Annotated in this window: 15 protein-coding genes, 4 tRNA genes, 3 rRNA genes and 2 pseudogenes; 16 read left to right on the top strand and 8 right to left on the bottom strand. The window is 61.9% G+C overall.

All coding sequences use genetic code 11. The features are described 5' to 3' along the window. Window positions 1-161 precede the first annotated feature (161 nt). From L0U81_RS25975 to rrf, 5 genes are all read left to right on the top strand, one after another. Window positions 162-1,692 (top strand): 16S ribosomal RNA (locus L0U81_RS25975). A gap of 75 nt (window positions 1,693-1,767) precedes the next feature. Beyond that, window positions 1,768-1,844, top strand: a tRNA-Ile gene (locus L0U81_RS25970). 63 nt (window positions 1,845-1,907) lie between these two features. Continuing rightward, a tRNA-Ala gene (locus L0U81_RS25965) sits at window positions 1,908-1,983 on the top strand. A 295-nt stretch (window positions 1,984-2,278) separates the two neighbouring features. Continuing rightward, window positions 2,279-5,159 (top strand): 23S ribosomal RNA (locus tag L0U81_RS25960). A 130-nt stretch (window positions 5,160-5,289) separates the two neighbouring features. Then, a 5S ribosomal RNA gene (gene rrf / locus L0U81_RS25955) occupies window positions 5,290-5,403 on the top strand. Together the 16S, 23S and 5S rRNA genes with 2 tRNA genes alongside form the textbook arrangement of a ribosomal RNA operon. Window positions 5,404-5,474: 71 nt before the next feature. Here rrf and L0U81_RS33855 read toward each other — a convergent pair. Both L0U81_RS33855 and L0U81_RS25950 read right to left on the bottom strand, forming a co-directional pair. Beyond that, a pseudogene (locus L0U81_RS33855) lies at window positions 5,475-5,564 on the bottom strand (lipocalin family protein); the annotation flags it as partial. Window positions 5,565-5,581: 17 nt separating this feature from the next. Next, window positions 5,582-6,043, bottom strand: a complete 462-nt coding sequence (locus tag L0U81_RS25950; RefSeq protein WP_233807295.1) for a hypothetical protein — start codon at window positions 6,041-6,043, stop codon at window positions 5,582-5,584. A 344-nt stretch (window positions 6,044-6,387) separates the two neighbouring features. Here L0U81_RS25950 and L0U81_RS25945 point away from each other — a divergent pair. The 4 genes and pseudogenes from L0U81_RS25945 to dhaK all read left to right on the top strand — a co-directional run. Next, window positions 6,388-7,164, top strand: a pseudogene (locus L0U81_RS25945) (Zn-dependent hydrolase); the annotation flags it as partial. A gap of 20 nt (window positions 7,165-7,184) precedes the next feature. Continuing rightward, window positions 7,185-8,675, top strand: coding sequence for a M81 family metallopeptidase (locus L0U81_RS25940; RefSeq protein ID WP_233807293.1), 1,491 nt, complete (start codon window positions 7,185-7,187; stop codon window positions 8,673-8,675). A gap of 78 nt (window positions 8,676-8,753) precedes the next feature. Next, a tRNA-Val gene (locus L0U81_RS25935) sits at window positions 8,754-8,830 on the top strand. A 279-nt stretch (window positions 8,831-9,109) separates the two neighbouring features. After that, window positions 9,110-10,810, top strand: a complete 1,701-nt coding sequence (gene dhaK / locus L0U81_RS25930) for a dihydroxyacetone kinase subunit DhaK (RefSeq protein WP_233807292.1) — start codon at window positions 9,110-9,112, stop codon at window positions 10,808-10,810. A gap of 69 nt (window positions 10,811-10,879) precedes the next feature. Here dhaK and L0U81_RS33595 read toward each other — a convergent pair whose 3' ends face one another. The 4 genes from L0U81_RS33595 to selD all read right to left on the bottom strand — a co-directional run bounded on the left by L0U81_RS33595 (window position 10,880) and on the right by selD (window position 14,374). Next, window positions 10,880-11,014: a hypothetical protein gene (locus tag L0U81_RS33595; protein WP_267957225.1), complete on the bottom strand. Its 135-nt coding sequence runs from the start codon at window positions 11,012-11,014 to the stop codon at window positions 10,880-10,882. Between the two features lie 36 nt (window positions 11,015-11,050). After that, window positions 11,051-12,106, bottom strand: coding sequence for a permease (locus L0U81_RS25925; protein ID WP_233807289.1), 1,056 nt, complete (start codon window positions 12,104-12,106; stop codon window positions 11,051-11,053). Between the two features lie 26 nt (window positions 12,107-12,132). Beyond that, complete coding sequence (mnmH, locus tag L0U81_RS25920; RefSeq protein WP_233807287.1) at window positions 12,133-13,200, bottom strand: tRNA 2-selenouridine(34) synthase MnmH; 1,068 nt, start codon at window positions 13,198-13,200, stop codon at window positions 12,133-12,135. A gap of 115 nt (window positions 13,201-13,315) precedes the next feature. Beyond that, on the bottom strand, window positions 13,316-14,374 hold the full coding sequence (gene selD, locus L0U81_RS25915; protein WP_233807285.1) for a selenide, water dikinase SelD: 1,059 nt from the start codon (window positions 14,372-14,374) through the stop codon (window positions 13,316-13,318). A 297-nt stretch (window positions 14,375-14,671) separates the two neighbouring features. On the opposite strand from selD, the gene fdnG reads away from it, so the two are divergent. From fdnG to L0U81_RS25880, 7 genes are all read left to right on the top strand, one after another. Next, a complete protein-coding gene (fdnG, locus tag L0U81_RS25910) occupies window positions 14,672-17,740 on the top strand; it encodes a formate dehydrogenase-N subunit alpha (protein WP_233807283.1) in 3,069 nt (1,022 codons plus the stop codon). Window positions 17,741-17,749: 9 nt separating this feature from the next. Next, entirely contained in the window at window positions 17,750-18,673 is a 924-nt protein-coding gene (gene fdxH / locus L0U81_RS25905) for a formate dehydrogenase subunit beta (RefSeq protein WP_233807281.1), read from the top strand. Further along, window positions 18,670-19,326, top strand: a complete 657-nt coding sequence (locus tag L0U81_RS25900; RefSeq protein WP_233807278.1) for a formate dehydrogenase subunit gamma — start codon at window positions 18,670-18,672, stop codon at window positions 19,324-19,326. Before fdxH ends, L0U81_RS25900 begins: the two co-directional genes overlap by 4 nt. A gap of 122 nt (window positions 19,327-19,448) precedes the next feature. Then, window positions 19,449-20,447, top strand: coding sequence for a formate dehydrogenase accessory protein FdhE (fdhE, locus tag L0U81_RS25895; protein WP_233807276.1), 999 nt, complete (start codon window positions 19,449-19,451; stop codon window positions 20,445-20,447). Between the two features lie 46 nt (window positions 20,448-20,493). Then, window positions 20,494-21,942, top strand: coding sequence for an L-seryl-tRNA(Sec) selenium transferase (gene selA, locus L0U81_RS25890; RefSeq protein WP_233807267.1), 1,449 nt, complete (start codon window positions 20,494-20,496; stop codon window positions 21,940-21,942). A gap of 13 nt (window positions 21,943-21,955) precedes the next feature. Continuing rightward, window positions 21,956-23,869 (top strand): selenocysteine-specific translation elongation factor, encoded by a 1,914-nt coding sequence (gene selB, locus L0U81_RS25885; protein ID WP_233807259.1) that lies wholly within the window; start codon window positions 21,956-21,958, stop codon window positions 23,867-23,869. A gap of 49 nt (window positions 23,870-23,918) precedes the next feature. Beyond that, window positions 23,919-24,014 (top strand) — tRNA-Sec (locus tag L0U81_RS25880). A gap of 89 nt (window positions 24,015-24,103) precedes the next feature. On the opposite strand, the gene L0U81_RS25875 is transcribed toward L0U81_RS25880, so the two are convergent. Together L0U81_RS25875 and L0U81_RS25870 are read right to left on the bottom strand one after the other, a co-directional pair. Beyond that, complete coding sequence (locus tag L0U81_RS25875; RefSeq protein WP_233807251.1) at window positions 24,104-24,592, bottom strand: site-specific integrase; 489 nt, start codon at window positions 24,590-24,592, stop codon at window positions 24,104-24,106. Window positions 24,593-24,622: 30 nt separating this feature from the next. Continuing rightward, complete coding sequence (locus L0U81_RS25870; RefSeq protein ID WP_233807249.1) at window positions 24,623-25,984, bottom strand: hypothetical protein; 1,362 nt, start codon at window positions 25,982-25,984, stop codon at window positions 24,623-24,625. Window positions 25,985-26,357 lie beyond the last annotated feature (373 nt).

The following is a 26,357-nucleotide window of genomic DNA, read 5'->3' as shown; positions in this document are numbered from 1 at the left end:
ATGCGACGGCGGATTCTGCGGAATCTGCTGACAGCAAAAGTATCAAGAAGCCTCACACAGTAATGAAAGGAAGGTTTGGTCATCGGAAGATGGCTGGACACTTCGTCAGTACGTTGAGTGAGCGACCGGGTTCGAGAGAGCCCGAAAACAGTAACAGGTTTGAACTGAAGAGTTTGATCCTGGCTCAGATTGAACGCTGGCGGCATGCCTTACACATGCAAGTCGAACGGCAGCACGGACTTCGGTCTGGTGGCGAGTGGCGAACGGGTGAGTAATACATCGGAACGTGTCCTGGAGTGGGGGATAGCCCGGCGAAAGCCGGATTAATACCGCATACGCTCTGAGGAGGAAAGCGGGGGATCGCAAGACCTCGCGCTGCAGGGGCGGCCGATGGCAGATTAGGTAGTTGGTGGGGTAAAGGCCTACCAAGCCGACGATCTGTAGCTGGTCTGAGAGGACGACCAGCCACACTGGGACTGAGACACGGCCCAGACTCCTACGGGAGGCAGCAGTGGGGAATTTTGGACAATGGGCGCAAGCCTGATCCAGCAATGCCGCGTGTGTGAAGAAGGCCTTCGGGTTGTAAAGCACTTTTGTCCGGGAAGAAATCCCTGGTCCTAATATGGCCGGGGGATGACGGTACCGGAAGAATAAGCACCGGCTAACTACGTGCCAGCAGCCGCGGTAATACGTAGGGTGCGAGCGTTAATCGGAATTACTGGGCGTAAAGCGTGCGCAGGCGGTGATGTAAGACCGATGTGAAATCCCCGGGCTTAACCTGGGAACTGCATTGGTGACTGCATCGCTGGAGTATGGCAGAGGGGGGTAGAATTCCACGTGTAGCAGTGAAATGCGTAGAGATGTGGAGGAATACCGATGGCGAAGGCAGCCCCCTGGGTCAATACTGACGCTCATGCACGAAAGCGTGGGGAGCAAACAGGATTAGATACCCTGGTAGTCCACGCCCTAAACGATGTCAACTGGTTGTCGGGCCTTCATTGGCTTGGTAACGTAGCTAACGCGTGAAGTTGACCGCCTGGGGAGTACGGTCGCAAGATTAAAACTCAAAGGAATTGACGGGGACCCGCACAAGCGGTGGATGATGTGGATTAATTCGATGCAACGCGAAAAACCTTACCTACCCTTGACATGTATGGAACCCTGCCGAGAGGTGGGGGTGCCCGAAAGGGAGCCATAACACAGGTGCTGCATGGCTGTCGTCAGCTCGTGTCGTGAGATGTTGGGTTAAGTCCCGCAACGAGCGCAACCCTTGTCCCTAGTTGCTACGCAAGAGCACTCCAGGGAGACTGCCGGTGACAAACCGGAGGAAGGTGGGGATGACGTCAAGTCCTCATGGCCCTTATGGGTAGGGCTTCACACGTCATACAATGGTCGGAACAGAGGGTTGCCAAGCCGCGAGGTGGAGCCAATCCCAGAAAACCGATCGTAGTCCGGATCGCACTCTGCAACTCGAGTGCGTGAAGCTGGAATCGCTAGTAATCGCGGATCAGCATGCCGCGGTGAATACGTTCCCGGGTCTTGTACACACCGCCCGTCACACCATGGGAGTGGGTTTTACCAGAAGTGGCTAGTCTAACCGCAAGGAGGACGGTCACCACGGTAGGATTCATGACTGGGGTGAAGTCGTAACAAGGTAGCCGTATCGGAAGGTGCGGCTGGATCACCTCCTTTCCAGAGCTACGCATTGCTGCGCAAGTGCTCACGCTTATCGGCTGTGGTTAGAAGAAGAAACGCAGACAGACTCAGGGGTCTGTAGCTCAGTCGGTTAGAGCACCGTCTTGATAAGGCGGGGGTCGATGGTTCGAATCCATCCAGACCCACCACTGTCTTGTCTGTGGTGCTGACTGGTCCACCCCGGAGTGACAGGTAACTATCTGTGTATGACTGGGGGATTAGCTCAGCTGGGAGAGCACCTGCTTTGCAAGCAGGGGGTCGTCGGTTCGATCCCGTCATCCTCCACCAATCTTCAATGCCAAGGGTTCAGCAGGAAGTGCTGCTGAGTACTTGGCATTGGCGATTGAGCCAGTCAGAGCGGTACGGGGCAACCCGCTATCGGCTGTCGTTCTTTAACAATCAGGAAGAAGTAGTAAAGAGATTCACGAAAGCGTGCTTAGAGATGGGCGCGTGAGTAGGTGAATCAGGGTTGTGATTGTATCGATGTATTTTTAAGTGATCGAGAGATCGCTTTGGAATACGGCGCAACACGAATACTCAACCTGTAACGCAGTGCGTTTCGAGAGAGACTCACCCGTTATAGGGTCAAGCGAACAAGTGCATGTGGTGGATGCCTTGGCGATCACAGGCGATGAAGGACGCGGTAGCCTGCGAAAAGCGACGGGGAGCTGGCAAACGAGCTTTGATCCGTCGATGTCCGAATGGGGAAACCCACTCCTAATGGAGTATCCGTAGCTGAATCCATAGGCTACGCGAAGCGAACGCGGTGAACTGAAACATCTAAGTAACCGCAGGAAAAGAAATCAACCGAGATTCCCAGAGTAGTGGCGAGCGAAATGGGACCAGCCTGTACTCTTTATTTGTAGTGTTAGCCGAACGCTCTGGAAAGTGCGGCCATAGCGGGTGATAGCCCCGTAGGCGAAAACATTATGAAAGAACTGGGTGTACGACAAGTAGGGCGGGACACGTGAAATCCTGTCTGAAGATGGGGGGACCATCCTCCAAGGCTAAATACTCGTGATCGACCGATAGTGAACCAGTACCGTGAGGGAAAGGCGAAAAGAACCCCGGGAGGGGAGTGAAACAGATCCTGAAACCGCATGCATACAAACAGTCGGAGCCTCGCAAGGGGTGACGGCGTACCTTTTGTATAATGGGTCAGCGACTTACATTCAGTGGCGAGCTTAACCGATTAGGGCAGGCGTAGCGAAAGCGAGTCCGAACAGGGCGTCCAGTCGCTGGGTGTAGACCCGAAACCAGGTGATCTATCCATGGCCAGGTTGAAGGCACGGTAACACGTGCTGGAGGACCGAACCCACTAACGTTGAAAAGTTAGGGGATGAGCTGTGGATAGGGGTGAAAGGCTAAACAAACCTGGAAATAGCTGGTTCTCTCCGAAAACTATTTAGGTAGTGCCTCGTGTATCACCTTCGGGGGTAGAGCACTGTCATGGTTGTGGGGTCCATTGCGGATTACTACGCCATAGCAAACTCCGAATACCGAAGAGTGCAATCACGGGAGACAGACATCGGGTGCTAACGTCCGGTGTCAAGAGGGAAACAACCCAGACCGCCAGCTAAGGTCCCCAAATATGGCTAAGTGGGAAACGAAGTGGGAAGGCTAAAACAGTCAGGAGGTTGGCTTAGAAGCAGCCACCCTTTAAAGAAAGCGTAATAGCTCACTGATCGAGTCGTCCTGCGCGGAAGATGTAACGGGGCTAAGCCATATACCGAAGCTGCGGATGCGTGCTTTGCACGCATGGTAGGAGAGCGTTCCGTAAGCCTGCGAAGGTGCACTGGAAAGTGTGCTGGAGGTATCGGAAGTGCGAATGCTGACATGAGTAGCGATAAAGGGGGTGAAAGGCCCCCTCGCCGTAAGCCCAAGGTTTCCTACGCAACGTTCATCGGCGTAGGGTGAGTCGGCCCCTAAGGCGAGGCAGAAATGCGTAGCTGATGGGAAGCAGATTAATATTTCTGCACCATTGTGAAATGCGATGGGGGGACGGATCGCGGAAGGTTGTCCGGGTGTTGGAAGTCCCGGTCGCTGCATTGAAGAGGGTGCTTTGGCAAATCCGGGCACAGGACTCAAGGGTGTGGCGCGAGCTTCTTCGGAAGCGAAGCAACTGGAAGGGGTTCCAGGAAAAGCCTCTAAGCTTCAGTTTCACAGTGACCGTACCGCAAACCGACACAGGTGGGCGAGATGAGTATTCTAAGGCGCTTGAGAGAACTCGGGAGAAGGAACTCGGCAAATTGGTACCGTAACTTCGGGATAAGGTACGCCCTGGTAGCTTGATGCGCCTGCGCGCAGAGGGTGAAGGGGTTGCAATAAACTGGTGGCTGCGACTGTTTAATAAAAACACAGCACTCTGCAAACACGAAAGTGGACGTATAGGGTGTGACGCCTGCCCGGTGCCGGAAGATTAAATGATGGGGTGCAAGCTCCTGATTGAAGTCCCGGTAAACGGCGGCCGTAACTATAACGGTCCTAAGGTAGCGAAATTCCTTGTCGGGTAAGTTCCGACCTGCACGAATGGCGTAACGATGGCCACACTGTCTCCTCCCGAGACTCAGCGAAGTTGAAGTGTTTGTGATGATGCAATCTCCCCGCGGCTAGACGGAAAGACCCCATGAACCTTTACTGTAGCTTTGCATTGGACTTTGAACCGGTCTGTGTAGGATAGGTGGGAGGCTATGAAGCGTGGACGCCAGTCTGCGTGGAGCCGTCCTTGAAATACCACCCTGATCTGTTTGAGGTTCTAACCTTGGCCCGTGATCCGGGTCGGGGACAGTGCATGGTAGGCAGTTTGACTGGGGCGGTCTCCTCCCAAAGTGTAACGGAGGAGTACGAAGGTACGCTAGGTACGGTCGGAAATCGTGCTGATAGTGCAATGGCATAAGCGTGCTTGACTGTGAGACTGACAAGTCGAACAGGTGCGAAAGCAGGTCATAGTGATCCGGTGGTTCTGTATGGAAGGGCCATCGCTCAACGGATAAAAGGTACTCTGGGGATAACAGGCTGATACCGCCCAAGAGTTCATATCGACGGCGGTGTTTGGCACCTCGATGTCGGCTCATCTCATCCTGGGGCTGTAGCCGGTCCCAAGGGTATGGCTGTTCGCCATTTAAAGAGGTACGTGAGCTGGGTTTAAAACGTCGTGAGACAGTTTGGTCCCTATCTGCCGTGGGCGCTGGATATTTGAAGGGGGCTGCTCCTAGTACGAGAGGACCGGAGTGGACGAACCTCTGGTGTACCGGTTGTCACGCCAGTGGCATCGCCGGGTAGCTATGTTCGGAAGAGATAACCGCTGAAAGCATCTAAGCGGGAAACTCGCCTTAAGATGAGATATCCCCGGGGCTTCGAGCCCCTTGAAGGGTCGTTCAAGACCAGGACGTTGATAGGTCAGGTGTGCACGTACAGTAATGTACTGAGCTAACTGATACTAATTGCCCGTAAGGCTTGATCCTATAACCGGTGGGTTTCACCGGTTGAGATCCATGTTGTGCCAGAAACAGCACAACCCCCACACACGAATCCTTTACGCTTCTTCCCGATTGGCTGTGGCGCTCACCCGTAGCGACGCAGCAACCCGTCATGCCTGATGACCATAGCGAGTCGGTCCCACCCCTTCCCATCCCGAACAGGACCGTGAAACGACTCCACGCCGATGATAGTGCGGATTGCCCGTGTGAAAGTAGGTAATCGTCAGGCTCCTTACCCAGTCAGAAACCCCACCCCTCGCGGTGGGGTTTCTGCGTTTACGCGGTCTTTTACGCGCTTCGTTACTTTCCAATCCGCAGCGCATCCGCGTAGCCCGTCAGTTCCAGATAGGCGCGCCCTACATCCGTGTCCTTTCGGCTCACACGATCAGCGCTGCCTCCTAAAAACGCTAAGCCCGTTTGCGCACTGGCGCCCGATCGGATCCGCCGGCGATAAAGCGGTCGAGCTTTTCACTGGCCTCCGTAATCGCCCAGAGCGGAGCGCGATGCAGTTGCCGATCGTAGCTGGTTGCGATCGATGCAAAGAGCCCGAATCCCGCATCGTCCAGCTTCCATTCGTTGCGTTCCCGACCCGCGTTGAACACCATCGCCGAGATTCGCTCCGCGGCATGGAGTTCTTCACGGCTCATCGAACCAAAGCCGGCATCGGCCAGGTAGCTGGTCAGCAGCATGATCTGCGTCAGCGTCTGTGCGTCGCTCTTTGTGCCGACGCCGCGGCGCAGTGCGTCGAGCGACAGATGAACTCGCAACGCGAGATCATCGGCGATTTGGCGCGCGATGGGCAACAGCATGGCCTTGGCATGCCGCGCGCGGGCAGCGCCAGTGTTGCGGAAAGGAATCGGTTGTGCCATGAAGATCCAAGGGGTTTGCCTGAGCACATGCAATAACGGCGCGCTTCGCAAAAGGTTGAGCCTTGATTGCGTCTTGACCGCTTCGTCCGACGGAAACGTTTGCTGACGGCCTTTTAAGCGCAGATTGCGGGCCCCTCGCGACGCGCGTATTCGGGCGACTTTGCCCCTACGCTTACTCTCTGAAAGGCGCCGCCGCGCTGCCGCCTCGCGCACGACCGGCCATCTGCCGCGACCAAAATCTCTCTATCATGACAAAGAGAACGACGCCGACCAGGAAGCCGAACTGAGCAAGTACCCGCGGGCGCGCGCCGTCCAGCGGTCTTCGACGCGAGGGAGCAACGAGGCTGGCGCATCCACCCGACATTTTCTCGACTCCCGCCGGTTTACGGATCGACGGAGCGCGGCTGTGGGACGGACTCATGCACCTCGCGCTGACCGAACTCGACCGCGAGGCGCGCGATCAGTTCGTCGCGTGGGCGAAGGAGATCGGCTGCACTGTGCGCGTCGACGCGGTCGGCAATATCTTCGCGCGGCGGGCGGGGCTGCGTGGCGATTTGCCGCCAGTCATGGCGGGCACCCACCTCGACACGCAGCCGACCGGCGGCAGATTCGCCGGTAATTGCGGGGTGCTGGCGGGGCTCGAGGTCGCCATGTGGACCAACGAGGAGGGCTCGCGCTTCGTGCCCGTGATGATGTGCTCCGGCGCATTCGCCGGCGTGTTCACCCTCGAGCATGCGCTAGCGCAACGCGATCGCGACTGCGCGTCGGCTCACGATGCGCTAGCAGCGGTAGGCTATGCCGGCGAGCATCGCAAGCCGCACGCGGTCGGTTGCCTCGAGGTGCATCCGAACTCGCGCAACATCATTCCGGGCCGCGCCAAAATCAGCGTCGATTTGCGCGGAGCCGATGACGCGTCGCTTACTGCGATGGATCACGCATTGCGCGCGGTATGCGTGCAGGCGGCCGGCAAGTGGGGCAACACCGCCGCCCACAGCACCAGCAGCGTAGAAAACCCCATCACCAGCGACATCCAACAGCTCGTCTACTTCCCGCCGCAGCCATTCGCCGCGCAGTGGGTCGCCGACGTCAGGCGGTGCGCGCAGCGGCTCGGTGTGTCGTCGAAGGCGGGGAGCGTACGTTCATGAAAATCCTGATCGCACGAATGAACCACGAGACCAACACGTTCTCTCCGGTCGAGACCCCACTGGCCGCATTCGGCCGTAGCGGTCCCAGCTATGCACGTGCCGCGTTCGACGAAAACAAAGGCATGCAAACGGCGATGACGGCGTTCATCGACGCCGCCGAGCGCGCGCACGCCGAAATCGTGACGCCGATCTCCGCATGGGCGAATCCGAGCGGGCCGGTCGATGCGGCCGCTTACGATGCGATCTGCGACGCGATCGTGGCCGCCGCAACGGGCTGCGACGCCGTGCTGCTCGACCTGCACGGCTCGATGGTCGCCGAGAATTCGAACGACGGCGAAGGCGATCTGCTCGCGCGCGTGCGTGCGTTGCTGCCGCACGCGCCGATCGCGGTCGCACTCGATCTGCATGGCAACGTCACACAGAAGATGATCGACAACGCGGACATCATCGTCAGTTTCAAGACCTATCCGCACGTGGACATGTACGAGACCGGCGAGCACGCGGCGCGGCTGCTGTTCGACATGATCGAGGGCCGTGCGAAGCCGGTGATCGCGTGGCGTCAGCCGCCGCTGCTCACGCACACGCTGCGCAGCGCGACCGCCGACGGTGCGATGAAACGCGCGATCGATTCCGCGCGCGCCGCCGAGGCCGGCGGCACGCTCGCGGTGTCGGTGCTGGCGGGTTTCTCGCTCGCCGATATCGCCGCGCCATGCATCAGCGTCGTCGTCGTGGGCAATGGCGAGCGCGCCGATGCGGAGGCGGTCGCCGAGCGCATCGCGCGACAAATCTGGGACCAGCGCGACGATTTCGTTTATCACAGCGCACCGCTTACGGAATCGGTCGCGCACGCGGCGTCGCTGACACGCGGCGCGGACAAGCCGGTGCTGCTGCTCGATCATGGCGACAACTGCATGTCGGGAGGCACGTGCGACACGATGGATCTGCTCGAGGAAGCGTTGAAGCAGGGCCTCGAAGGCATCGTTAGCGGGCCGTTGTGCGACCCGCAGGCGGTCGCGGCGTTGGCCGCCTCGGGAGTCGGCAGCACGGTCACGCTCGCGATCGGCAACAAGCTCACAAACGTTGCTTTGCCGGCGCGTTCGCCGCTCGCCGTGACCGGCGTCGTGCGCGCGCTGACAGACGGCGAGTACGTGATCAGCGGCCCGACCTACACCGGCCAGCGCGCCTACATGGGGCGCGCGGCGGTGCTCGACACCGGCACGGTGAAGCTTGTCGTGACCGAGCGCACGCATGAGCCGTGGGATCTGGGCGTATTCGAAAGCGTCGGCATCGATCCGCGCCGCGCGCGTTTTCTGCTGCTCAAATCGCGCATGTATTGCAGGCCGGTTTTCGCGCCGATCGCGGCGGCGCTCGTCGAATGCGATAGCCGTGGCGTCACGAGTTCGGACTATGGTCTGTTTCGCTTCGAGCACGTGAAGCGGCCGGTTTATCCATTGGACCCACACACCGAATGGACCGCGACGAACTGATCAACACGCGAGCATCGCGATAAATCGCGGCAAGGGCTTGTGCAGTCCGCGATGACTCTCTATAATTCGCGCCTCTAAAGGCTCGTAGCTCAGTTGGTTAGAGCACCACCTTGACATGGTGGGGGTCGTTGGTTCGAATCCAATCGAGCCTACCAACGCATCTGTGACGTAGACGAAAGCGGTTCCGCTTTCGTCTACGGTCCTGTCAAATCCATCCAGTCGTTCCCGCAGTTTCGCCGTTCGGCATCACGTCCCCTTCGTTTCCATTGTCTGCTTGCGGCTTGCGCGCGTTCGTACGTGCTTTCTCGCTATCGCGTCGTCGTTCGTCAATGCGCGGTACAGTTAGACCTTCCGCTTTCGCCGCTGACCCGACTGCCGTTCGTATCGCATCGTGTGGTCACGCGATGCCGGTAGCATCCAACGGAGCTGACGCAATGAAGAAGCTCATCAACGATGTGTCCACCGTGGTCCCCGACATGCTCGACGGCCTCGTCGCGCTCAATCCCCAACTCTCGCTGTTGCAGGGCGGCACTATCGTCGTGCGCGCCGATGCGGAGGCCGTGGCCGCGCGCGGCGAGGTCGCGCTGATCTCGGGCGGCGGCTCGGGCCACGAGCCCGCGCACGGCGGCTACGTGGGTCACGGCATGCTGAGCGCGGCGGTGGCCGGCGAGGTCTTCACGTCGCCCTCCACTGACGCCGTGCTCGACGCGATCCGCGCGGTGGCCGGCCCTGCGGGCGCGTTGCTGATCGTCAAGAACTATACGGGCGACCGCTTCAACTTCGGCCTCGCGGCTGAAATCGCGCGCGCCGAGGGCATCCCAGTCGACATGATGATCGTGGCCGACGACGTCGCGCTGAGCGCGAGCGGCGATCACGCGGGCCGTCGCGGGCTCGCGGGCACGGTGCTGGTTCACAAGATCGCGGGTGCGGCCGCTGCGCGCGGTTTGCCGTTGGCCGAGGTCGCGCGGATCGCACGCGAGGCGGCCGCGTCGCTCGGCACGATGGGCGTCGCGCTGACGCCGTGCACGGTGCCGGCCGCGGGCAAGCCGGGCTTCGAGCTGGCCGATGGCGAAATCGAGTGGGGCCTCGGCATTCATGGCGAACCCGGCGTGGCGCGAGGCGCGCTCGAGCCTGCCGACGCGATCGTCGGCAAGCTGCTCGCGAAGATCGTCGACGATCTCGCGTTGCGAGCGGGCGAGCGCGTCGTCCTGCTCGTGAACAATCTGGGCGGCACGCCGTCGAGCGAGCTCAACGTGGTGGCCAACGCCGCGCTGTGCCAGCTCGACGAGCGCGGCATCGAGGTCGCGCGCGCATGGGCGGGTACGTTCCTGAGCGCGCTCGAAATGGCCGGCGTCTCGCTGACGCTGCTGCGTGTCGACGACGACCGGCTGAGCCTGCTCGACGCCGTGGCCTATACGAGCGCATGGCCTGCGCTGAGCGGGCGCGTCGCGCAGGTCGCGGTGCGTGCCGCGCCACCCGCGCCGCGGGACGCGAGCGGCGCGACGCTTGCTCGCGACGCGACGCTGCGTCGTGCGATCGAAGCAGTCTGCGAGTGCTTGCTGGTAGCCGAGCCGACCCTGACCGAGATGGACCAGCATGTCGGCGATGGCGACCTCGGCATCAGTCTTGCGCGCGGCGCGCGTGCGGTGCAGCTCGAACTCGATTCATACGCGTCGGAGACAACGCCGGGCGCGGTGTTGCGCGGCATGTCGGCGACGCTGCGGCGCGTGGTGGGCGGCACCTCGGGTCCGTTGTACGCGGTGATGCTGCTGCGCGCGGCGGCCGCGCTCGAACAGTCGGGCGAGATCACAGCGCAGCAATGGGCGGCGGCGTTCAGCGCCGGTGTCGATGGATTGATGGAGTTGGGTGGCGCGAGGCCTGGCGACCGCACGATGGTCGATGCGCTGAAGCCTGCCGCCGACGCGTTGCATAACGCGCTCGCTCAGGCGGCGTCGACGGATGCCGCGTTGCAAGCCGCCGTCGATGCGGCAAGCGATGGCGCGTCGCGCACCGCATCCATGTACCCACGTCGCGGGCGTTCGAGCTACGTCGGCGATCGCGCGCTGGGCCATGCGGACCCTGGCGCGCATGCGGTGGCGTTGTGGCTCGCGGCGATTCGCGACGCGCTGGCGTGAAGCGCATCGTTCGGATGACGAATCAAACGAACGCGCACGCTTTCATGCCCGAGAGAAACAATGCGGCACTCAAGGCCGCAGCAGATCGAACCCCGCAAGCGCCACGACGCCGGCCAGGGCGATCAACGCCACCGAGTGCTGTCCAACATACAGCAGCCCGGCGGCGGACCAACACGTTACGGCGAAGAGGGCAATACGTTTCATGCTTCTGTGTTCTACAACGCAAACTCGAAAACTGCTTCAGAAGCCCAGCGCAGCGGCCAACAAACCGCTGACGATACCGCACACCACCACCGCGCAGGCGACCACCGTCAGCACGCGCCGCGGAAACGACCGCGAAAGCATCGCGAACGACGGCACGCTGACGAGCGGCAGCGTCATCAGGAGCGCGCCGGCGGGGCCGGCGGCCATGCCGAACGACAGCATCGCCTGAATGATCGGCACTTCGCCCGCGGTCGGAATCACGAACAGCGTGCCGGCAATTGACAGCGCGATGATCCACAGCAGGCTGTTGTCGATGTCGGGGCCGATGTGCGGAAACAGCCACGCGCGCGCTGCACCCAGAATCAGTACGAGCACGATGTATTCAGGCACAAGCCGTAACGTCATGCGCCCGAGAATCGTGATCCAACGCGAGAACGCGGTGCCCGGATTGTCCGCGCTGACCAGTTGCGCGACGGCCTCTCGCGACGCTTGCGCTTCCTGCGGCGTGACCATGCGGTTCACGATGTAGCCGAGGCCGAACACCATCACGATGCCAAGCGCGAGCCGCAGACCCATCCACTGCCAGCCGAGCACGAAGCCCATGAAGATCAGCGTCGCGGGATTCAGCGCGGTGTTACCGAGCCAGAACGCAATCGCCGCGCCCGGCGCCGCTTCGCGTGCGCGCAGGCCCGCGACGACCGGCGCCGCGCAGCAGGTGCACATCATGCCCGGCAACGACATCAGGCCGCCCTTGACGACGCTGTTGAAGTCGGCGCGGCCGAGCGCGCGTGCGACCCACTGCGGCGGAATCAGCGCTTGCACCGCGGAGCCGAGCAGCAGGCCGAGCACCATCGCCTGCCAGATCGCCTTGCCATAGGCGAGCGCGTAATCGATCGCCGCCTGCCACGAGGCCGCCGGCGCGCTCGCGGACGTGCCCATCAGGATCGATTTGCCGATCGAATGCTGGCTCGCGGCGACGAACGCGCGGTTGTAGTACGGAAACCACTTCACATAGAAGAGGCCGACGACGGCGATCAGCAGGAACACGACCCAGCCAAGCGTGACGCGGGGTTGCCGAAGGGTTGATTGCATGATGGTTCTGAATTGTTCGTAATGGGTCAGCCGACGACGAGCGTGCGACTGTCGAGCTGCGCGAGCAGCGTTTGGGCCTGCTCGACGACGTCGGCGTCGTTCGGGCGGAAATTGAGTTGTAGTGCATTCGGCAACTGCTCGAAATGCTGGCCGCTGCTGCGCGCATACGCGGGATCGTAGTGCCGTTCGAGCAGCTCGCGCGCGAGCTCGGCGCGCCGGTTGTCGTCGACGAGCCGCAGCCAGCTCGTGACCCGTTCACGGCTATGCAGGCCGATCAGCCGTTCCAGCTGGCCCTTCAGGTAGTCGGGATCATCGAACAGATGCGCGTAATCCTGCAGCAGAAACGCCGCGCGATCCTCGCGGTTCGAGCGCACCTCGACGCATGCACCGCGGTGAAACGTTTCGAGCAGCGAGAGCGGCAGCGTGACGGCGCCGATGCGCCGGCTCTCCGCCTCGACGAACACCGGCCGATTCACGTCGAAGCCGCGCAGCTCGGTGACGAGCAGCGTGTCGAAACGCTTTTGCGACGGCTGCGGCACGCCCGTATACGCGCCGAGCAGCGAACCCCGGTGTGACGCGAGCGCCTCGAGGTCGAGCGTTTGCGCGCCGGCCTCATGCAGCGCCGACAGCAGCCGCGTCTTGCCGCTGCCGGTCGGGCCGACGAGCGCGATGTAGCTGAAGCGGCGCGGCAGCGTTTCGAGCCGCTCGAGCGTCGCGCGCCGGTAGCTTTTGTAGCCGCCGTCGAGTTGGCGCGCCTGCCAGCCGATCATGTTGAACAGCGTCGTGACCGAGCCCGAGCGCTTGCCGCCGCGCCAGCAGTAGATCAGCGGACGCCAGTTGCGCGGCCGGTCGGCGAAGGTGGTTTCCAGATGATGCGCGATGTTGCGCGCGACCAACGCCGCGCCGATCCGCGTGCCCTCGAACGGCGACACCTGCTTGTAGGTCGTGCCGACCAGCACACGTTCCTCGTTGCTCAGCACTGGCGCGTTGATCGCGCCCGGAATATGGTCTTCCTCGAACTCGAGCGGTGTGCGAACGTCGACGATTTCATCGAAATCGCCGGCTTTGTCGAGGCTGACTAGAAGGCTTTTCAAGGGAGTAGGGACAAAACGGACGGCGGGAAGACCAAAATTATCGCATGGGCGGCTGGTTCGGGCCGATTGCGCGTCTCTTCCCGCGTTCTTCAGTGGCGCTTCTCAGCCGCCTTCTTCAGACGACTTCGACCCGCGCTTGACCGCTCACCATCTCGCCAATTACGCGCGCGTCGGCGAAGCCATCCGCGCGGAACAGCGCGAGCACTTCGTCGACCGCTTCGGGCGCGCACGACACCAGCAGCCCGCCCGACGTCTGCGGATCGGTCAGCAGCGCGCGGCCGGCGGGCGGCAACGTGGCAGGCAGGACGACGTCGTGGCCGTACGCATCCCAGTTGCGGCCCGATGCGCCGGTGAAAATGCCGGCCTCGGCGAGGCTCGCGACGTTCGGCAGCCACGGCAGGTCCGCATAGCGCACTCGCGCGGTCAGCTTCGAGCCGCGCGCGAGTTCCAGTGTGTGGCCGAGCAGGCCGAAGCCGGTGATGTCGGTCAGCGCATGCACGCCGTCGAGCCGCGCCAGCTCGGCGCCGGGCCGGTTCAGCTTGGTGGTCGCGCCGATCATCGCCGCATAGCCGGCCTCGTCGAGCCGGTCTTTTTTCAGCGCCGCGGACAGAATGCCGACGCCGAGCGGCTTGCCGAGGATCAGCACGTCGCCGGCCTGGCCGCCCGCGTTGCGCTTGACGCGCTTCGGATCGACGACGCCCAGCGCGACGAGGCCGTAAATCGGCTCGACCGAATCGATCGAATGGCCGCCTGCAAGCGGGATGCCCGCGTCCGCGCAGACCGATTCGCCGCCCTTCAGCACGGCCGCGATCACGTCGTGCGGCAGCACGTTGATCGGCATGCCGACGATCGCGAGCGCCATGATCGGCTTGCCGCCCATCGCGTACACGTCGGAGATCGCGTTGGTCGCGGCGATGCGGCCGAAGTCGAACGGGTCATCGACGATCGGCATGAAGAAGTCGGTGGTCGCGACGATCGCCTGGTCTTCGTTGAGCTTGTAGACGGCGGCGTCGTCGGCGGTGTCGTTGCCGACCAGCAGGTCGGGGAAAAACGGCAACGGCGCGCTGCGCTTGAGCAGATCGGCCAGCAGGCCGGGCGCGATCTTGCAGCCGCAGCCACCGCCGTGCGACAGGCTCGTGAGGCGGGGGGGCTTGCTTGCGTGGGCTTGGGTCATGAAGGCGGGAGTTCCGGTTCGTCGAATGACCGCATTATGAGGGTTGTTTTCACAGGGTGCAGCGTCGGCGCGGGCAGAAGCCGGTTTTATCCGGAACCCGTTCATTGCAAAAATAATCGGCCGCGTAAAAGTCGCTAATGGAGCAGGAATAAATCGTGCCGGCGTGTCACCGGCATTCATTCAAGTCACTGTCCCTTCTCATATTTACCCATATGACGAATGCGCTGCGATCTCCCTGCATATCGCGAAATCGGCACCTATAATCATTTTTGTCCCCAAAAGAGCCGAGGCCATTCAATGACGCAAATGACTCGGCGACAATTCCTGAAGATCTCGTCCACCACACTCGCCGGATCGAGCCTGGCCCTGATGGGCTTCTCTCCGACACCCGCGCTGGCCGAGGTCCGTCAGTACAAATTGTCGCGTGCTACCGAAACCCGCAACACCTGCCCGTACTGCTCGGTGGGCTGCGGCATCCTGATGTATGGCCTTGGCGACGAAGCCAAGAACGTCAAGACCAGCATCTTCCACATCGAAGGCGACCCCGACCATCCGGTCAATCGCGGCACGCTGTGTCCGAAGGGCGCGAGCCTGATCGACTTCATCCATAGCGAGAGCCGTCTGCGCTATCCCGAGTACCGCGCGGCCGGGGCGAACGAGTGGACGCGCATTTCGTGGGAAGACGCGCTAGACCGCATCGCGAAGCTGATGAAGGAAGACCGCGACGCGAACTTCGTCGAGACGACCGCCGACGGCAAGAAGGTCAACCGCTGGCTGACCACCGGGATGCTTGCTGCGTCGGCCAGCAGCAACGAGGTGGGTTACCTGACGCACAAGACTGCTCGCAGTCTTGGCATGCTCGGATTCGACAATCAGGCGCGTGTCTGACATGGCCCGACGGTGGCAGGTCTTGCCCCGACGTTTGGCCGTGGAGCGATGACGAACCATTGGGTCGACATCAGAAACGCGGACGTGATTCTCGTGATGGGCGGCAATGCGGCCGAGGCACACCCGTGCGGTTTCAAATGGGTCACCGAAGCCAAGGCGCACCGCAAGGCGCGCCTGATCGTGGTCGACCCGCGCTTCAACCGCACGGCGTCGGTCGCCGATTACTACGTGCCGATCCGCACCGGCACGGACATTGCATTCCTCGGCGGGGTGATCAACTACCTGCTGACGAACGACAAGATCCAGCACGAGTACGTGAAGAACTACACGGACATGTCGTTCATCGTCCGCGAGGATTTCGAGTTCAACGACGGCCTGTTTTCCGGCTACAACGCTGACAAGCGCAGCTACGACAAGACCTCGTGGGACTACGAGCGCGGCGACGACGGCTTCGTCAAAGTCGACCCGACGCTGCAGGATCCGCGCTGCGTCTATCAGCTGATGAAGAAGCACTACTCGCGCTACACGCCCGAGCAGGTCGAGAAAATCTGCGGCTCGCCGAAGGACAAGTTCCTGCACGTGTGCGAGATGCTCGCGGCGACGTCGGTGCCGGGACGTGCGACCACGATCATGTACGCGCTTGGCTGGACGCAGCACTCGACCGGCTCGCAGATCATCCGCACCGCCGCGATGGTACAGCTGCTGCTCGGCAACATCGGCATCGCGGGCGGCGGCATGAACGCGCTGCGCGGTCACTCGAACATCCAGGGCCTGACGGACCTCGGCCTGATGTCGAACCTGTTGCCTGGTTACATGACGCTGCCGACGGAAGCGGAGCAGGACTTCGACGCCTACCTCGCGAAGCGTACGCAGCAGCCGCTGCGGCCGAACCAGCTGAGCTACTGGCGCAACTATCGCGCCTTCCACGTGAGCTTCATGAAATCGTGGTGGGGCGACAAGGCGACCGCCGAGAACAACTTCGCTTTCGACTATCTGCCGAAGCTCGACAAGTCCTACGACCTGCTGCAGGTCTTCGAGCTGATGAGTCAGGGCAAAATGACCGGCTACATCGCGCAGGGCTTCAACCCGCTTGCCGCCGCGCCGTTCAAGTCAAAGAACGGCGCCGCGCTGGCCAAGCTGAAGTGGCTCGTGATCATGGACCCGCTCGCGACCGAAACGTCGGAGTTCTGGAAGAACCACGGCCCGTTCAACGACGTCGACAGCGCATCGATCCAGACCGAGGTTTACCGTCTGCCGACCACCTGCTTCGCCGAGGAACGCGGCTCGCTCGTCAGTTCGAGCCGGGTGCTGCAATGGCACTGGCAGGGCGCGGACGGCCCCGGCGAAGCGAAGAGCGACCTCGAGATCATGGCTGGGCTGTGGCTGCGGATTCGCGAGGCTTACCGCAAGGACGGCGGCAAGTATCCCGATCCGATCCTGAACATGAGCTGGCCGTATGCGAAGCCGGACAGCCCGACGCCCGAAGAACTCGCGATGGAGTTCAACGGCAAGGCGCTCGCGGACGTGACCGATCCGAAGGATCCGACCAAGGTGCTCGCGAAGAAAGGCGAGCAGCTCGCGGGTTTCGCGTTGCTGCGCGACGACGGCTCGACCTCGAGCGGTTGCTGGATTTTCTGCGGCGCGTGGACCCAGGCGGGCAACCAGATGGGCCGCCGCGACAACTCGGACCCGACCGGCATCGGCAACACGCTGAACTGGGCATGGGCATGGCCGGTGAACCGGCGGATTCTGTATAACCGCGCGTCGTGCGATCTCAACGGCAAGCCGTTCGATCCGACGCGTAAGCTGATCGCGTGGAACGGCAGCACGTGGTCGGGTGCCGATGTTCCGGATTTCAAGATCGACGAGCCGCCTGAAAACGGCATGAATCCGTTCATCATGAATCCGGAAGGCGTCGCGCGGTTTTTCGCTCGCGACAATATGGTCGAAGGGCCGTTCCCGGAGCACTACGAGCCGTTCGAAACGCCGCTCGGATACAACCCGCTGCATCCGGACAACAAGCTGGTCGTCAGCAACCCGGCGGCGCGCGTGTTTCCGAACGACAAAGCCACGTTCGGCACGCACGAGAACTTCCCGCATACGGCGACCAGCTATCGTCTGACCGAGCATTTCCACTACTGGACCAAGCACGCGAAGCTGAACGCGATCATCCAGCCCGAGCAGTTCGTCGAGATCGGCGAAGACCTCGCGAAGGAGATCGGCGTGGTGGCCGGCGACCGGGTCAAGGTGAGCTCGAACCGCGGGCACCTGATAGCCGTCGCGGTCGTGACGAAGCGCATCAAACCGCTGACGATCGAAGGCAAGAAGGTGCAGACCGTCGGGCTGCCGATTCATTGGGGCTTCATGGGGCTCGCAAGGCCAGGCTATCTCGTCAATACGCTGACGCCCCCGGTGGGCGACGGGAATTCGCAGACACCGGAAACCAAGTCGTTCCTCGTCAAGGTCGAAAAGGCATAAGGTAAAGAGATGGCACTGCAATCACTAGACATCAGACGCGTCTCGGCCACGACCACGCAGCCGCCGGTGGGTCGCGAGCCGGCCACGGGGTCGGTCGCGAAGCTCATCGACGTATCGAAGTGCATCGGCTGTAAGGCGTGTCAGACGGCCTGCATGGAGTGGAACGATCTGCGCGACGAGATCGGCGTGAACGTAGGCGTCTACGACAATCCGCCCGACCTGACCGAGCATTCGTGGACCGTCATGCGGTTTTCGGAGTACGAGAATTCCGCCGGCGACATCGAATGGCTGATCCGCAAGGACGGCTGCATGCACTGCGAGGACCCGGGCTGTCTGAAGGCCTGTCCGTCGCCGGGCGCGATCGTGCAGTACACGAACGGCATCGTGGATTTCCACCAGGAGAACTGCATTGGCTGCGGCTTTTGCATCGCCGGCTGTCCGTTCGACATACCGCGTATGTCGAAGCGGGATCGCCGCGTGTACAAGTGCACGCTGTGTTCGGACCGCGTGGCGGTCGGCCAGGAGCCGGCTTGCGTGAAGACCTGCCCAACCGGCGCGATCATGTTCGGCACCAAGGAGGACATGAAGCAGCAGGCCGAGGACCGCATCGTCGATCTGAGGGAGCGCGGTTTCCAGAACGCTGGCCTGTATAACCCGGACAAGGTCGGCGGCACGCATGTCATGTACGTGCTGCATCACGCCGACCGGCCGTCGCTCTATCACGGCCTGCCAGACGATCCGCGCATCAGTCCGCTGGTGTCGTTGTGGAAGGGGGTGGCCAAGCCGATCGGGCTGGTCGTGATGGGGCTCGCAGCGCTCGCGGGCTTCTTCCACTACACGCGCGTCGGTCCGAACGAGGTGTCCGAGGCCGACGAGGCCGCGGCACTCAAGGAAGCCGAAGAAGCACGCCGTTCGCGGGAGGGCACGCAATGAATCACTCAGAGCACACTGGCCTCACGGACGTGAAGGGCAACCGCCTGATCGTGCGCTATACGCCGAACGAGCGCACGAATCACTGGATCACCGCGATCTGCTTCATCCTGCTCGCGCTGTCGGGTCTCGCGATGTTTCATCCGTCGATGGCGTTTCTGTACGCGGTCCTCGGCGGTGGGCAGTGGACGCGGATTCTGCATCCGTTCATCGGCTGCGTCATGTTCATCTCGTTTCTGATTCTTGCGCTGCGCTTCTGGCATCACAACTATCTGGACAGCTCCGACATCCAGTGGATGAAGCAGCTCGGCGACGTGCTGAACAATCGCGAGGAACGCCTGCCGGCGATCGGCAGGTACAACGCCGGCCAGAAGCTGCTGTTCTACGTGATGGTGATCTGTTTGCTGCTGTTGCTGCTGAGCGGTATCGTGATCTGGCGACGCTACTTCTCGTACTATTTCCCGATCAGCGTGATCCGGCTCGCGGCGCTCGTGCATGCGTTCACAGCGTTCCTGCTGATGGTGGGCGTCATCGTGCATGTCTATGCGGCGCTGTGGGTCAAGGGCTCCGTACGTGCGATGACGCGCGGCACGGTCACGTACGGCTGGGCACGCAAGCATCATCCGAACTGGTTCAGGGAAATCATCGGCAAGTAAAGTACGCTTCATCTGCGCTGTAGAGGCGCGTGTTTCAATGCGCCAGATGCAGCCCCGCGCACCGGGCCGCCGCGCCTCGTCGATGACGGGCGGCGGCTCTTCAGTTTTCAGAGGTCGATACTTTGGTCCAACGCATTCTCGAAGCCGCCGACATCGAGTCGCTCGATCCCACGGCGATACCCCGCATCCGGATGCCGGAGCGGCTCGCGGTGTTCGCGCCGCGCGCTGCGCGCCTGCGTCAGCTCGCGTCCCGCAGCAATCCGATCGCCGGCTATCTGCGGCTCATGGCGGCGCTCGCCGATGCGCAACAGGCGGTGCTCGCGCACTTCAAGGCACAACAGCCGAGCCCCGAGCTGATCGCGAGCGCGCAACAGTACTCGATGCCGCTGATTCCGGCTCTCTCCGGCGCGCGCGATCCGGCGTGGCGCGACGTGCTGCTGGAACTGCTCGACAGGATCGAAGCCGCGGGGCCGTTGACGCCGCCGCTCACGGCCCTGTTCGCGCGCCTAGGCTCATTCGAAGTCGCCACGCTCGAAGCGCAGGCCGACGCGATCTTCGCGCAGCGCTTTGCCGACGTCGATCCGGCAAGCGCGCCATTCATCATGGCCGCGCTGCAGGTCGTGTGGACCGACCTCGCCGCCGACATCGACAAGCGCGCCGTGCCGTACCTCGACACGCCGGGCCTGTGTCCGGTGTGCGGTTCGCATCCGGTAGCAAGCACGGTGCGCATCGGCGGCGCGTACGACAACTATCGTTATCTGCAATGCGGGCTGTGCGCGACCGAGTGGCATATGGTCCGCAGCAAATGCTCGAACTGCGATTCGACGAAGGGCATCGCGTATCACGTGGTCGGCTCGCCCGACGCCGATGCTGCCACGCGCGAAGCCGAAGCGAAAAACGCCGCGCTGAAGGCGGAGTCGTGCGACGAATGCCATACTTATCGCAAGATCGGCATCCAGGCGAAGGACTACGAGTTCGATCCGTTCGCGGACGACCTTGCGAGCCTCACGCTGGATCTGCTGATGGGCGCGGAAGGGTACCGGCGCGCGTCGCCGCATCCGTGGCTGTGGCCGGAGCAGGCGGCCGGCGGGACGGAAGCGGGGGACGACGACTCCGCATAACGGCGACCCGACCGGACGCAAGTTCGAATCGACATAAGGATTGCTCGTGAGCGACGTGAGCAGCTCGGAATTGCACGCGCTGATGGCGCGCGTACCGTCGGTGGACAAGGTCATGGCGTCGGCCGAATTCTCGCCGCTCGTCAGCGAATACGGCCGCACGCAGGTGCTCAACGCGCTGCGCGACGTGCTCGACGCGTGGCGGATCAGCGCGCAATCGGGCGATGCAATGGCTAAACCGGTGGTGAGCGCGCTCGATACCGCGCAACTGCATGCGAGCGTCACCGCAGCGCTGCTCGCGCGCAACGCGTCACGGCTGCGTAGCGTGTTCAACCTGACCGGCACCGTGCTGCACACCAACCTCGGCCGCGCGCTGTTGCCCGACGAGTCGGTGCGCGGCGTGATGACCGCGCTCACGCAACCGGCCAACCTCGAGTTCGATCTCGCCACCGGCAAGCGTGGCGACCGCGACGACCTGATCGACGAGCTGATCTGCGAGCTGACCGGCGCCGAAGCGGCGACTATCGTCAACAACAACGCGGCCGCGGTGCTGCTCACGCTGTCAGCGCTCGCGGCGAAGAAGGAAGTGGTGGTGTCGCGCGGCGAGCTCGTCGAAATCGGCGGCGCGTTTCGCATTCCCGACATCATGAGCCGCGCGGGCGCGAAGCTGCGCGAAGTCGGCACGACGAACCGCACCCATCTGAAGGACTACGAACAGGCGATCAACGCGCGCACCGCACTGCTGATGAAGGTCCACGCGAGCAACTATGCGATCAGCGGCTTCACGAAGGAAGTCAGCATCGAAGGGATCGCATCGCTCGCGCATGCGCGCGGGCTCGCTGTCGCCGTCGATCTCGGCAGCGGCACGCTCGTCGATCTCGGCGAATGGGGCTTGCCGCGCGAGCCGACCGTGCGCGCGACCGTCGAGGCCGGTGCCGATCTCGTCACCTTTAGCGGCGACAAGCTGCTCGGCGGCCCGCAGGCGGGGCTGATCGTCGGGCGGCGCGACCTGATAGCGAAGGTCAAGAAGCACCCGCTCAAGCGCGCACTGCGCGTCGGCAAGCTGACGCTCGCGGCGTTGGAGCCGGTGCTGCAGCTGTATCGCGCGCCGGAAAAGCTGACGCAGCGGCTGACCACGCTGCGGCTGCTCACGCGGCCCGCTGAAGATATTCAGGGCGCCGCGCAGCGCGTGATGCCGGCGTTGCAGCAGGCGATCGACGCACGCTACAGCGTGGCCGCGGAGCCGATGTTCAGCCAGATCGGCAGCGGCGCATTGCCTGTCGACGTGCTGCCGAGCTACGGGCTCGTCGTCCGGGTGGCCGACGGCAAACGCGGCGGCCGTCATCTGCTTGCGCTTGAAAAGCAGTTGCGCGAGATGGCGCGGCCGGTGATCGGACGGATCGCGGACGACGCGTTGCGGCTCGATCTGCGCTGCCTCGAATCCGCCGACGAAGCGCAATTGATCGCTCAGTTGGTCGCTCAACCGAAAAGCAGCTGAAGGACAGGCACGCATGATCGTCGGTACTGCTGGGCATATCGACCACGGCAAAACGAGCCTCGTGAAGGCACTCACCGGCGTCGACACGGACCGGCTCAAGGAAGAAAAAGCGCGCGGCATTTCGATCGAGCTCGGCTACGCGTACGTGCCGCTCGAGAACGGCGACGTGCTCGGTCTGATCGACGTGCCGGGCCATGAGAAGCTCGTGCACACGATGACCGCGGGCGCGAGCGGTATCGACTTCGCGCTGCTCGTGATCGCCGCCGACGACGGCGTGATGCCGCAAACACGTGAGCATCTGGCGATCGTCGAACTGCTCGGCATCCGGCGCGGCGCGATTGCGTTGACGAAAGTGGATCGCGTCGACGAGCAGCGCCTGCGCGAAGTGCGCGATGAAGTGAGCGCGTTCGTCGGCGAGAGTGTGCTGCGCGACGCGCCGGTGTTCGACACCTGCGCGACGCGCGCGGGTGATGCGGGCGTCGCCGCGCTGAACGCGCATCTGCGCGAGCAAGCCGCCGCATGGCGAATGAAGCGCGACGACGGCCTGTTCCGCCTCGCCGTCGATCGCGTGTTCACGCTCGCGGGGCAGGGCACGATCGTCACCGGGACCGTGGTCGCGGGCAGCGTGAGCGTCGGCGACACGATGCTGCTCGCGCCGAAAAATCAGCCGGTGCGCGTGCGCAGCATCCACGCGCAGAATCGCCCCGCCGAAACCGGTCGCGCGGGCCAGCGCTGCGCGCTGAATCTGGCGGGAATCGAGAAGAGTGCGATCGAGCGCGGCGACTGGATCGTCGATCCTCGACTGTCGCAAGCGAGCGAGCGCGTCGACGTGATGTTGACGCTGCTCGCCGACGCGCCGCATGCGCTCGCCCAATGGACGCCGCTGCACGTGCATCTCGGCACGCAGCATCAGGTTGCGCACGTGGCGCTGCTCGAAGGCGACGCGCTGGCGCCAGGTCAACGCGCGCGTGCGCAATTCGTGTTCGAGCGGCCGCTGTGCGCGGTGCCGGGCGATCGCTTCGTCGTGCGAAATGCACAGGCCAATCGCACGGTGGGCGGCGGCCACGTTCTCGATCCGTTCGCTCCGGCGCGCAAGCGGCGCTCGCCGGAGCGGCTCGCGTGGCTCGACGCGATCCAGACGCTGCTCGACACCGGTTCACTCGACACGCTGTTCGCGCGCGCGCCGCGCGGTTTGTCGCGTGCGTTGCTGGAGCGCTTGACGGGGATGCCTGCGGCCGCACTTGCGTTGCCCGCCAATACACGCACGATCGAACTGCCGGGCCACGACGCGTTACTGGTCACGAGCGCAACATGGAGCGCGCTCGCCGAACGGCTGACGAGCGCGCTCGCGCAGTACCACGAGCGCTCGCCGGATGAACTCGGCCCGGACGCGTCACGCCTGCGGCGCATCGCGACGCCTCTGCTCGACGACGCGCTGTGGCGCGCGCTGGTCGACGATGCGACGGCGCGCGGCGAGCTCGTCAAACGCGGCCCGTGGCTGCATTTGCCCGACCATACCGTGACGCTCGACGCCGCCGATCAGGCGCTTGCGGCGACCCTTCTGGCCGAGATCCAGGCGGGGCGTTTCGATCCGCCGTGGGTGCGCGACCTCGCGACCGCGCACAGTGTGCCCGAGGAGCGCGTGCGCCAGTTGCTGCGCAAGCTCGCGCGCCAGGGCGAGCTGTTCCAAATCGTGCATGATCTGTTCTATCACCAGCAGGTGATTCGCGAGCTTGCGTCGATCGCGGGGGGTGAGGCACAAAAGAACGCCGGCACCGTGGCGGCGGCACCGTTTCGCGACGCGACCGGACTCGGCCGCAAACGCGCGATCCAGCTTTTGGAGTTCTTCGACCGGGTTGGGTATACTCGCTTCCACCGTGGCCTGCACCTCGTGCGCACGGATAGTCGCTGGCTCGATCCGTCTTGATCTGGCTGGCGGTCTGTTTCAACCGGCCACGCGTCATTCAATCACCGAAGGAAGGCATCCGTATCCGGTGGTGCGGCTGGGCTTCAAACCCAGTTGAGGGCGTCAGACGCTTTCAGGTCGGTTCGACTCCGGCTGCCTTCCGCCACAAGGGTTTCAGGGATTTTGTTGCACCGTAAAATTCCCGCCTCGACATCAAGTGTGTGGGTTTTTCTGCCCGAAACCAAATTCCACCGCCTACTTCCTGGTCCCAATCTTGGCGACCGCGTCCGCAAGCCGCTCGGTTATCAGGTGTGCGTAGCGCTTGGTCGAGGCCGGCGTTTTGTGCCCCAATACGCCTCCGACTGTGTACAAGTCGATCCCCGAATTGATCATTTCCGAGGCCGCGCTGTGCCCCAGGTCGTGAAACCGCACGTCCGGGTAGCCAGCCTTCGTGCGAGCCTTGTTCCATTCGTCCTTGAGCTTATGCGGCTTGATCGTGAACCGCACACGACGGGCTATGACCGCGATCTTCGGGTGAATCGGCACAATGCGCGGTCGACCATTTTTTGTTGTAGCCAGGGAGAATCCATCGCGCGTCACCTTGGCGCGCAGGATCTCGCTCAGGCGCATGCCAGAATAGAAGGCTACCCTGATAGCTGCGCGTGTTTCCCGATGTTTGCACGCCTTAGCGATTTCCAGCATCTCGCGTCGGACTTTATAGATGTGGCGTTCATTGTCGACCAAAGCATGTCCAGCTCTGGAGCCCCAACCCAACTAAACAACCGGATACTTATCAAGGAGTTTGTTAGTCATCACGATGTCATGGGCATCACGCAGATACTGAATATGTTGCTGCAAACTCATCTTCGAAATCTTGGCTTGCGCGTCCTGTCGCGCCTTTTGTATTTGCGCGGCAACGTCGGGCTTCTTCTTGGCAGTTTTCTGATCGATCTGCAATAGGATGGCAGCGCCGCTTACCGTTGTGTGATTACGGACGACGAAGTCGATCATTGCTGCGTCGAGGTGCTGTACGTGCGGTTTCAATTCATGAAGGTGAACGCGAAACCGCACTTCTCCATTGAATTCATTCGAGGCTGCCCGAAAGCCTGCCGGCTTCGTTTTCCTTGGTTGGGCTACGAGTTCGATCGGGCTCATGTATCCGTGTTCGATAAGAAAGCTATTGATTTTCTTGTTTGCCTCTGCAAGCAATTGTCGGTAGTGCGTCGTCTTGCCATTTATATACATTGGCTTCAGATCGTTGTCCGTGATCTTCGTCAGATCTTGCGTGCCGTCGAATACCATTTTGTAGACCGACGCTAGCTCGTCCAAAGCTTTTTTGATTTCCTTCCACAGCGTGTCCGCTTGCTCGATCTTGGCCGGCTTATCTATTCGCCTTGCGGCAGCAATTCGGTCGTATGCGGTTGCCGTGCCAAGAACCTGCTCGGTTCGGAAAAACCATAGTAAAAACAGCGTAAGTGCCTCGTATTGCGCATCGCTCAATCGGAGAACGTCTTTACCTGACGATGGATAGCAATGTATTCCGTTCTCCGCGTCCGAGTACACGATGTTTGGAATTTCCGTCGTATCAGTCTCGAACATGACGTCCGGGGACACGTACCTGGTGTTGACTTCACGCGGATCGTAGCCGAATGCAATGTACCGCTGTTTTAATAGGCTAACATGCTGTCTCGCGTGTTCAAGTAGGCTTTTTTCGAACAATGTATCGTCGCTAACAACCGAATTCTTTTGCGGCGCGGAGCGTGGCGTGAACTGGTTATCCGTGAAAGAGGAAACGAGATGGCGCTTCACGCTCGAAAAAACGGGAGCAACTATTTCACCCTTTGCCGTCCCAATGCGAATGTTCACAATCCACTTGGCTTTTCGCTTGTCCACAACAGCATCCGCCAAAACGAACAATATCGGCAAAAAGAATTTTTCGAATCTCGCACTGAATTTGTTTGGGTTCAGGGCAAACAGATCGCCGTATTTATTAGCGAAAACTGCTGCTTCAGAATAGCTGTCGAAATGGAATGAAATGGACGCACTCGCCATGTGACTATAGAGAGCTTTTGCGTTGTGACTGATCACATAGCTTGATGTCGCTGGCCCCTTTGTTTTCCCTTTCAACACGATCATGAAACTTCCCCTTATTCTTTTTGCGCGTGAAACACCTGTATTTGGAACAGGTATTCCGTCGTCTGTATCGCGCATCGTTAAGATCAGGAGCGGTGGTGATGCTACTTAGATCAATAGCGCCCCCCGCCAAGATGAACCGTCGAAATGGTAACCGACAACTTGCATTGTTGGAGAGCAAAAAACGGTCTTATTAAGTTCTCGTCGGCCATCTTGGGACATTTATGTTGGTTGCATTATTTGTCCATCGGAACTCAGCGTAGGGGCACGAGGTTAAAGCGTTGCCTTTAATCGGGGAAATGCGAAATCCTCTACCGCCGTGCACCGCACGACCCGATGTCCGCACGCACTCGAGCAGATGTACGTTTCGACGCCG

It is taken from the genome of Paraburkholderia sp. HP33-1, from assembly GCF_021390595.1.
GTDB lineage: Bacteria > Pseudomonadota > Gammaproteobacteria > Burkholderiales > Burkholderiaceae > Paraburkholderia.
The sequence above is the reverse complement of the archived record's forward strand: the minus strand, read 5'-3'. Positions and strand labels throughout refer to the sequence as shown.